Annotated in this window: 3 protein-coding genes; 2 read left to right on the forward strand and 1 reads right to left on the reverse strand. The window is 71.7% G+C overall.

What is annotated here, in order from left to right; all coding sequences use genetic code 11:
• Window positions 1–390 precede the first annotated feature (390 nt).
• Window positions 391–759, reverse strand: a complete 369-nt coding sequence (locus E1182_RS30340; protein WP_132271161.1) for a helix-turn-helix domain-containing protein — start codon at window positions 757–759, stop codon at window positions 391–393.
• 106 nt (window positions 760–865) lie between these two features.
• Between E1182_RS30340 and E1182_RS30345 the strand changes: the two genes are divergently transcribed.
• Together E1182_RS30345 and E1182_RS30350 are read left to right on the forward strand one after the other, a co-directional pair.
• Complete coding sequence (locus tag E1182_RS30345) at window positions 866–1,714, forward strand: SDR family oxidoreductase (RefSeq protein WP_132271162.1); 849 nt, start codon at window positions 866–868, stop codon at window positions 1,712–1,714.
• 87 nt (window positions 1,715–1,801) lie between these two features.
• On the forward strand, window positions 1,802–2,078 hold a 277-nt coding region (locus E1182_RS30350), incomplete at its 3' end, for an RNA 2'-phosphotransferase (RefSeq protein ID WP_207921583.1).

The following is a 2,078-nucleotide window of genomic DNA, read 5'->3' on the forward strand; positions in this document are numbered from 1 at the left end:
GGGTGGGCTCGCGGCAGGTTGTGGTGTCCGGCTGCCGGGACACGGCGATCTGCCGCAATCGGAGTCGACCGTGTTCGTTCGGGAGGTCCAATCCTGCCTCGGTAGCCCACCCCCGGCCGGTTCTGGCCGACCGCCATGGTCGGACGTGGCGTCACCGCCCCCTTGCGGGCGCGGGCCGGGATGAACGTGGCCTCCCACCGCGCGCTGGCGATCAGCGCTTCACGGAGTGGCTCCGGATAGTGGCGGGTCCGCTCGGCTCGGACGCGCTCGCCCGGCTGTGTCCCAGGCAGACCCCCGACGACGCCGTCGACGTCGATCCGCCGATCCGCGATCTCCGCCAGTCGATCCATCCCCGCAGTCTGCCGAACCGCCGTCCGCGCCTCCGCCCGTTCAGCGGGCGTCGTAGCGGGCGCGGGCGGCTTCCACCTCGGCCAGGTGCGTGGTGGCCCACGACTCCAGCCCGGCGACCAAATCGAGCAGGTTGCGACCCAGGTCGGTGAGGGCGTAGTCGACCCGGGGCGGGATGCTGGCGTGCACGGTTCGGGTGACGAGGCCGTCGCGTTCCAGCCCGCGCAGCGTCTGGGTGAGCATCTTCTGGCTGATGCCGTCGATGCGGGCGGCCAACTCGCTGTAGCGTCGGCTGCCGTCGGCGAGGGTGAGCACCACGAGCACGCTCCACCGGTCACCGATGCGATCGAGAATCTGCCGGCTGCCGCAGTTGCGGTTGAACGGGTCCGGTTCCACCTGCTCACTCTCCATCAGTTCGCGACGTACTTCAAGGTGCCTTCTCTCCAACGGGAAGTAACGGGGAATCCTTCCCGTTGACCAGGGATGCAAGTTGCAATCAGCATCTAAGGAGCACGTCATGTCGATCGTCGTCACCGGCGCCACCGGCCACCTGGGCCGCCTGATCGTCGAGTCCCTGCTGCGCCGGGGCGTCCCGGCCGGCCAGATCGTCGCGCTCGGCCGCGACGTGGCCCGGCTCACCGACCTGGCCGATCGTGGGGTCGTCGTCCGCGCCGCCGACTACACCGACCCCGCCTCGTTGCGGGCCGCGTTCGACGGCGCAGAGAAGCTGATGTTCGTCTCCAGCAGCGAGGTCGGCCAGCGGCTGGCCCAGCACCGCAACGTGATCGCCGCCGCCCGCGAGGCCGGCGTCGGGCTGGTCGCCTACACCAGCATCACCCAGGCCGACAGCGCGCAGATGATCCTGGCCGCCGAGCACCGGGCGACCGAGGAGGAACTGCGCGCCTCCGGCCTGCCGGTCGTGCTGCTGCGCAACAGCTGGTACCTGGAGAACTACACGGCCCAGCTGCCCACCTACCTGGCACACGGTGTCGCCGGATCGGCCGCCGACGGTCGGGTCAGCGCCGCCGCCCGGGCCGACTACGCCGACGCCGCCGCCGAGGTGCTCACCACCGACGGTCACGCCGGTCAGGTGTACGAGCTGGGCGGCGAGGCGTTCACTCTGACCGAGCTGGCCACCGAGCTGGCCCGGCAGTCCGGCCGGGAGGTCCGCTACACCGACCTGCCGGCCGACGGGTACACCGCGCTGCTGGTCTCCGCCGGGCTGCCCGAGGCGTACGCGGCGGTCCTCGCCGACGCCGACCAGGGCCTGGCCCGAGGTGAGCTGTACGTGGCGGTGGCCGACCTGGAGAAGCTGATCGGCCGTCGGCCCACCACCCTGGCCGAGGCGATCCGGGCCGCGCTCTGACCCGACGTCGTCCTGCCCGACAGCACCGCTGCCGGGCAGGACGACAAGACGCTCGCACCGGGCTACGCGGTAGCCGACAATGCGGGAATGGATCAACAGGAGCTGGTGCGGGTCAGCAAGCGGATGTCCCGGGCGCTGCGGCACCAGCCCGGTAGGTACGGGCTCGCCCCTGACCCGGCCGGCTGGGTCACCGTCGACGACCTGCTCACGGCGATGCGGATCGACCGGGCCGCGCTCGACGCGGTGGTGTCCGGCAACGACAAGCAGCGCTTCGCCGTGCAGCGGGGCGTCGACGGGGTGGAGCGGATCAGGGCCAGTCAGGGCCACTCCATCCCCGTGGACCTGGGCCTGGCCCCCGCACACC

The organism is Micromonospora sp. KC721, from assembly GCF_004348355.1.
GTDB lineage: Bacteria > Actinomycetota > Actinomycetes > Mycobacteriales > Micromonosporaceae > Micromonospora.